Origin of the sequence: Methanosarcina sp. A14, from assembly GCF_001729375.1 — an archaeon.
GTDB classification, from domain to species: domain Archaea; phylum Halobacteriota; class Methanosarcinia; order Methanosarcinales; family Methanosarcinaceae; genus Methanosarcina; species Methanosarcina barkeri.
In genome coordinates, this window is record NZ_LZPK01000319.1 from 1 (window position 1) to 7,343 (window position 7,343).

Annotated in this window: 6 protein-coding genes; 5 read left to right on the forward strand and 1 reads right to left on the reverse strand. The window is 40.6% G+C overall.

The genetic code is table 11. The features are described from left to right. Positions 1–107: 107 nt before the first annotated feature. On the reverse strand, positions 108–839 hold the full coding sequence (locus tag A9239_RS13880; RefSeq protein ID WP_048121104.1) for a type 1 glutamine amidotransferase: 732 nt from the start codon (positions 837–839) through the stop codon (positions 108–110). Positions 840–1,284: 445 nt separating this feature from the next. On the opposite strand from A9239_RS13880, the gene glpX reads away from it, so the two are divergent. The 5 genes from glpX to A9239_RS13905 all read left to right on the forward strand — a co-directional run bounded on the left by glpX (position 1,285) and on the right by A9239_RS13905 (position 7,246). Further along, on the forward strand, positions 1,285–2,373 hold the full coding sequence (gene glpX, locus A9239_RS13885) for a class II fructose-bisphosphatase (protein ID WP_048123438.1): 1,089 nt from the start codon (positions 1,285–1,287) through the stop codon (positions 2,371–2,373). A 275-nt stretch (positions 2,374–2,648) separates the two neighbouring features. Next, a complete protein-coding gene (locus tag A9239_RS13890) occupies positions 2,649–3,977 on the forward strand; it encodes a tRNA (N(6)-L-threonylcarbamoyladenosine(37)-C(2))-methylthiotransferase (protein WP_048121103.1) in 1,329 nt (442 codons plus the stop codon). Between the two features lie 599 nt (positions 3,978–4,576). Continuing rightward, positions 4,577–5,041 carry a NifB/NifX family molybdenum-iron cluster-binding protein gene (locus A9239_RS13895; RefSeq protein WP_052712899.1) on the forward strand — a complete coding sequence of 155 codons (465 nt, stop codon included), beginning with the start codon at positions 4,577–4,579 and terminating at the stop codon, positions 5,039–5,041. A gap of 418 nt (positions 5,042–5,459) precedes the next feature. Further along, entirely contained in the window at positions 5,460–5,837 is a 378-nt protein-coding gene (locus A9239_RS13900; RefSeq protein ID WP_048121100.1) for a NifB/NifX family molybdenum-iron cluster-binding protein, read from the forward strand. Positions 5,838–6,013: 176 nt separating this feature from the next. Further along, entirely contained in the window at positions 6,014–7,246 is a 1,233-nt protein-coding gene (locus A9239_RS13905; protein WP_048155999.1) for a cation diffusion facilitator family transporter, read from the forward strand. Positions 7,247–7,343 lie beyond the last annotated feature (97 nt).

Consider the following 7,343-nt stretch of genomic DNA (forward strand, 5'->3'; position numbering starts at 1 on the left):
TACGTTTTACTCTTTTTTACATTTCACACTTTTTTTACGTTTTATTCTCTTTTACACCATGCTTTCTTTTTTACACTCTCTTTTATCGCTCCCAAGTTAATTCCTTTTCACATCTTTGTTTTTTCTGGCTTATATTTTTCTTCAAACCAGTCCATGAGGGAAAAAGCCAGATTCCTGGAACTTTCAAAAAAGCTTTCATATACATATATCTCCTTTTCAGACTGGATGTATTTTCCTTGCACGAGCTCGTGCCCTGAATCCCTTATCAGGTTTCTTACCCACTGCCTGTCGGCCTCAGGATGGAACTGCAGGCCGAGGACCTTTGCATTGTAGAGAAATCCTTGATTTGGGCAGGCTTCACTTTCAAAAAGTTTCACTGCGCCGACTGGAATTTCAAAAGTGTCTCCATGCCACATAAAACCGGTAAATTCCGGAAACATGCAGGGTGGAAGTTTCGAACTCTCTATCTCGCCCGGACTTTTTCCTTCCACAGCTCGTATAGTATGCCAGCCGATTTCCTTATACAGATTCTTCGTAACTTTTCCTCCAAGCACTTCGGAAATTATCTGAGCTCCAAAACAGCTTCCAAGCACGGGTTTGCCGGCTTCTATTACTTTTTTTACAAATTCTTTTTCAGGTTTTAACCAGGAATATTCCTCTTCCTGATAAACGCTCATAGTGCCGCCCATTATCAGGAGCATATCGAATTCTTCAGGGTCAGGAAAAAAAGAGTTTTCGTAGAGCAGGGTTTTCGTAAGTTTATATCCTTTTTTGTCTATCCAGGTCCCTATGTTTCCCAGGGTATCATTTTTTAGGTGTTGTAAACAGTGAATTTTCACGGGTGTTTCCCCTTAAAGTGAATAGAGCAGAAACTGCTCTTTTTGAATTAAATTCTATTTATGCTTCAGTCCAGGTTTAAATTCAGTTTTTTAGCAGTTGTTGTTTTATGAAGTATTTTTAACTGAGTTTTAGGCAAGCTTTAGAGCCTGGCCTTTTGGCAGTTTTAAGCCAGTTTTTTTAGCCATTTTTTTATACTTCTTATCTCTATGCTTTATTCTGAAGTCTTCCTGAAGGCCCTCTATTTACAGGACTTTCTGTGATGAACGCTTCATAAATAAATATATGACTCCAATATGGCTCCATATATGACTCCATTTGGCCAATAGATTCATTAATATACTATTGTGTTATGAGATCAATTTAATATAAAGAGTAAATTGCAGAAAAAAGACTTCATATCAGGAAGCAGATTATTCGCAAGCAGAAAATTGGGAGTTGATTCTTATATCTCATCCAAAAACCGTAGAAGAAATGATTGATTGTTCAGGGCCTATAGAATGTGATTTATTGCCCAGACTTATTCATGTGACTGAAGCTGCAGCCATTGCCGCAGCGTATCAGATGGGGCGTGGGAACAAAAGTTTTGCCGACCAGGTAGCAGTTGCCGCCATGCGAAGGATGCTGAATAAACTTGACATGAAAGGCATAATCCAGATTGGGGAAGGAGAAAGGGATGAGGCTCCCATGCTTTATATCGGGGAGCACGTAGGAACAGGAAAAGGAGACCTTGAAGTCGATATTGCAGTCGACCCGCTTGAAGGAACAAACCTTACCGCAGACGGCGGGTCTGGCTCGGTTGCAGTTATGGCAATGGCTGAAAGGGGCGGAATTTTCCACGGTCCTGATATCTATATGGACAAGATTGTTGTCGGGCCAGATGTAGTGCGCTACGAAGAGGAACACCCTGATGAAAAGATTGACCTGGATGCTCCTGTCAAGCACAATCTTGAGATCGTCGCAAAGGCTCTCGACAGAAGTGTTGACGAGCTTGTAGTCGTTGTGCTTGACCGGCCAAGGCATGCCCAGAAAATAACCGAAATTCGGGAAGCAGGCGCTCGCGTAAAGCTAATCAGTGACGGAGACCTTATGCCCGGAGTTTCAACTGCAATTCGTGGGTCGGGCGTTCATATGGTAATGGGCTCAGGCGGTTCGGGTGAAGCAGTACTCACAGCGGCTGCAATCAAAATCCTCGGCGGAAAAATCCTTGCAAGGCTTGCGCTTCCCACGGTTGCAAACGGAAAGAGCCAGGACATGATCGACAAAGAAATTGAAGAAAAAATGCCAAGGCTCGAAAAAATGGGAATCACTCTTCAAAACATCAATGATGTCCTTGATACCGACAAGCTTGTGCCAGGGAACGACGTGATCTTTTCAGCATCAGCTGTAACTCCCGGCCATTTTCTACGAGAAGTCAACCTGTTCGGCAGTGGGGATGCCAGGGTACACACAATCTCAATGGGTGCATCTGGATCTGTCAGGTTTACGGACAGTATTTATATAAAGGATAAGCGTGAGACTCCTCTCTACCTGTAAATCCTTTTATTCTCTTTTTTCATCTTTTTTAAAACACGGACTTTGCGAAAATACAGAATTTGATTACACAACTTGGCTACAAAATTTGATCACAGAACTTGATTACAGAGTTATCAAATACAGAATTTGATTATAGAATTCTCAAACACAGAACTAAAGAATAATACAAAACTAAGAGATACATAATTCAAAATTTCAGAATTCAAAATTTCAGAATTCAAAATTTCAGAATTCAAAATTACGGAATTAAAAAACATAGAATTTAGAGTTAAATCATGAAAGTCTATCTTGAAAGTTTTGGCTGTTCGGCGAGCCAGGCCTCAGCCGAGATAATGAAGGCAAGTGTCGAAAGACTAGGACATGAACTGCTGGGCCCAGAGGCTGCCGATCAGGCAGAGGTCTATATTTGCAATTCCTGTACGGTAAAATACACTACAGAACAGAAGATCTTGTATAAAATCCGCAGCATGGGCGAGAAGAATATTAAAGTTATCGTTTCCGGCTGTATGCCTGAAGTCCAGCTTGAGGACATCCTGCATGCAAATCCCGAAGCTCATATCCTGGGGGTAAATGCTATTTCCCGGCTTGGAGAGCTTCTTTCATTAATCGAGCAGAGAAAAAAGAAAGGTCTGCGCGGAGGAGAACATCTGGAATTCCGAGCTTCTGAACCTGTGGGCTTTCTCAATGTCCCGCGTGAGCGTTCTAACCCTAATATTCACATATGCCAGATCTCGCAGGGCTGCAATTTTGCCTGTTCCTACTGTATTGTAAAATATGCAAGAGGCAAGCTGCACTCTTTTCCACCGGATGAGATAGTTGAAGATATCCGTTCAGCTGTTGCCGAGGGATGCAGGGAAATTTGGCTCACATCCCAGGACGACAGCCAGTACGGAATGGATACGGGTCTCAGACTTCCGGAACTCCTGCGTATGATCTCGGAAATTCCAGGCGACTTCAAAGTAAGGGTAGGAATGATGAATCCTTTCTCTGTCCTCCCCATACTCGATGATCTGGTAGAAGCTTTTGATTCCGACAAGGTCTTCAAACTACTCCACATCCCTATTCAGTCTGCTTCTCACTCGGTCCTGAAGAGAATGAACCGTCTGCACAAAATGGACGTAGTGGACACAATAATTAAGAAATTCCGTGACCGTTTTGAAGATTTATCCCTTTTCACCGACATAATTGTAGGCTTCTGCGATGAAACCGACGATGAGTTCAAAGAAACTGTTGAATGGGTACAGAAATACCGCCCTGAAAAGGTCAATATCTCAAGATATTCTCCCCGCCCGCATACGAAAGCTTTTTCCTTCCGAAACCTCGACTCAAGAATTTTAGTTCAGCGTTCTCATGAATTGCATAAGGTCTGTGAACAAATTAAGCTCGGGTCCAAGCAGGCAATGATCGGCTGGAAAGGCCGGGTTTTTGTCTCAAAATATACGGAAATCGGTGATGTTCTCACCCGCACGGATGCTTATCGTCCGGTTGTTATAAGCGGCTCGAATCTAAAACCTGGCCAGTACGCAAATGTGGAGATCGTTGCTGCAAAACCTGGATATTTCCTTGGAAAATTGGCTGAAGGTCGACAAGTTTCTGAGACATGAGAATTTAATAGGGAATGCCAGGTACAGGTGTATTTCTGTTGTATCCTGAGATAAGTTCCACAAACTCAAAATTCTTTAGAATTCCAATTCATAATCCAACAGCAGGTGACGCAAAAGGTTAAATCTTCGGTGAATTCCAATTCCATTTTTGTATCGTGGAATGATTACGTAAAATGGAACAAATTCAAAGTTGGAATATAATAGCGGATCACCTGTATACAATATATACCGATACTGAAATAAATTTAAAAAGCGAACTAATTTGGACGAAACAACCTAATTAAACTCAGTTTCTAGTTAAACTCAGTTTCTAATTAAACTCAGTTTCTAATTAAACTCAGTTTCTAATTAAATTCAGTTTCTGATTTAAACCCAGTTTCTAATTGAATTCGGGTCCTAATAACAGAACCTCTGGTTGTTTAACTCCTGACCTTGAGATATTTTCTAAAATTTGAATATTTTATATTTCCTCTGGATCTATTTTTGACACATTCTTTATCTAATGTGCGGTAAATCTAACAATTCCCTTTATACATCGAAATGTATAAATACTTCTACTCATATGTGTGAAAATAGGATTCCAGGACTTTTGAGTATAAATGGTCACAATGGAAACAGGTGGAGTAAAAAGAATGAATATTTGCGTAACAGCCAGTGGTGAAGGTCTCGACTCCGAAGTGGACCCCAGGTTTGGGAGATGCAGCTACTTTGTAATTTATGACCCTGATACCAGAAATGTGGAATCTATATCAAATGCAGCTGCGTTTACTTCTGGAGGTACCGGTATAAAGGCAGCGGAAATTGTTGCAAATGCAGGAGTCGATGCCCTCTTAACAGGAACTATGGGACCCAATGCTTTTTCCATTTTCTCAGAGCTTGGTATCGATGTTCAAGTCGGAATAAAGGGTACAGTGCGGGAAGCTATCAGGCAGTATGAGGCTGGAGAACTTCAGTCAATCCGCAGTCCCAATACCACTCCTGGTTCTGGCATGAGAAAAGGAAATGGAATGGGAAACGGAATGAAAGGAAGTGGTATGGGAAGGGGAATTGGTAGAGGCAAGTAATCCTGAGTCTTGATAAAATTAGTAAAACAAACTTTCTGAGAAAGACACATTCCTCCATGTGTGAAAAACGGCATTATTCTCCTTTGTTTGCGAAAAACGTCGTTATCCCCCTTAATTTATCAAAAACGGTATTATTCTTCTTTGTTTGCTAAAAACGGTATTATTCCCCTTAATTTGTGAAAAACGGTATTATTCTTATTAATTTGTGAAAAACGGTATTATTCCCCTTAATTTGTGAAAAACGATATTACTCCTCTTAATTTATGAAAAACGGTATTATTTCCCTTAATTTGTGAAAAACGGTATTATTTCCCTTAATTTGTGAAAACTTAAATATTGTGTAATCTCAAGAATATATGTCAATGCAATCAAAAAAACATTACTATTTGATAAAATGATAGAAAGTGAAGGTGATTATATGAAAGTAAGTATTCCTACAAAAGATGAAAATGGTATGGAAGGTGTTGTTGAACCACACTTCGGAAAAGCTCCAACCTACACTATAATAGACACAGAGACCAATCAAGTCACTGTAATTCCTAACACCAGTGAGCATATGGGAGGCACCGGACTACCTCCAGAGTACCTTCATGAAAATGGAGTGGATATAATGCTCTGTGGTGGACTCGGGTTCAAAGCTGTCAACATGTTCGAATCCTATGGAATAAAGGTTTTTGTGGGGGCTGGCGGCACTGTAAGGGATACGTTTGAGGCCTGGAAAGCAGGAAAGCTCCAGAACGCAACTGCTGAGAATTCCTGCTCAGAACATGGACACGACGATCATCACCAGTGCTGAAATCACGAGCAGTACTGCTAGAATAATAGTACTGCTAGAATAATAGTACTGCTAGAATAATAGTACTGCTAGAATAATAGTACTGCCAGAGAGTGTCAGAAAGGTTTCAATTTTCTAAAAATTCAATTTTCTAAGTTGTGATATGAATCAATGACTCATTTAAAACGGATCTTCAAATGAATGCACAAGAAAACTTGGAACTAGGGGTTAAAACATCAAGGAACGCAACCCTGGCGCTTGCATTCCTTGCTTTCCTTAAAGGAGCTGTGGGTATTTATTCCGGAAGCACAGTCTTGTTTGCGGATGCTGTCCACACTGGTCTGGATATTTTTGCCTCTCTAGCAGTCTGGATTGGGCTCAAGATAAGCCTTAAAAGCAGTAAGCATTTTCCTTATGGGTACTACAAAGCAGAGAATATCATAGCTCTCTTTGTTTCTCTATTAATCCTGCTTTCTGGCGTTGAACTGTTAAGGGAAGGTTTTACAGGCTCAAATACCACTTCCCATATTGAATTTCAGGGACTTGCCCTTGCAACGGCTGTTTTTTCAGTACTTACAATCTATGGCCTTTCTGTATACAAGCGAAATGTAGGGACAAAGATCAACTCTCAGTCCTTGATAGCTGACGCGGTGCATTCTTATACGGACGTCTTTTCTTCGATGATAGTGGTTGTGGCTGTTCTTGGCTCTATGCTGGGGGTCTCGAAACTTGACAGTTTAGGTACTATTGTAATTTCTCTTTTGATCTTCAAAATGGGAATCGAAAGTGCCAGGGATGCAGTGCTTACCCTGATGGATGCCTGGCTTGATGAGGATGAAAGTGAGAGAATTAAAAAAGACATACTCAATATCCCGGGCTTGATAGAACTTGAGGACCTGAAACTCCGAAAATCCGGACTTGTGGTTTTCGGGGAAGTTACGGTTGAAGTTGAGGGTGAAACCGACTTAAAAAGGGTGGAGCTGCTTTCAGAGGAAATCAAAACGGTTGTTAAAAAAGAAGTAGAAAATCTGGAGCATATTGTTGTTAATGTAAAGCCTGTACAAAGGATAAATTTTAGGCTAGCTCTTCCCGTTTTTGATAATAATGGGTTTCAAGCAAAGCTGTCAGAACACCTTGGGAAAGCTCCTTATTTTCTCTTTGTAGAGATAAAAGAGGGCAAGGTTGGAGATTATCAAATTATCGAAAACCGATCTTTTAATTCTGAGAAAAAAGGAGGCATGAAAGCCGTAGACCTGATTATTCAGGAAAAAGCAAACGTCCTTGCGGTAAGAAATGTTGGTGAGGGTCCATATTATATGCTCCGAGATAATTTTATAAAAATTCTGCAAATTCCCGACGGGGTAAATACTGCTAGAGAAGTCATCGACAGGTTCCAGAACCTCAAAGAAATCACAGTTCCTGCGAAATAACATGTAAAATCATAGTTCCTGAAAAATAACATGTAAAATTATAGTTCCTGAAAAATAACATGTAAAATCAAAGTTCCTGAAAAATAACATGAAAAAT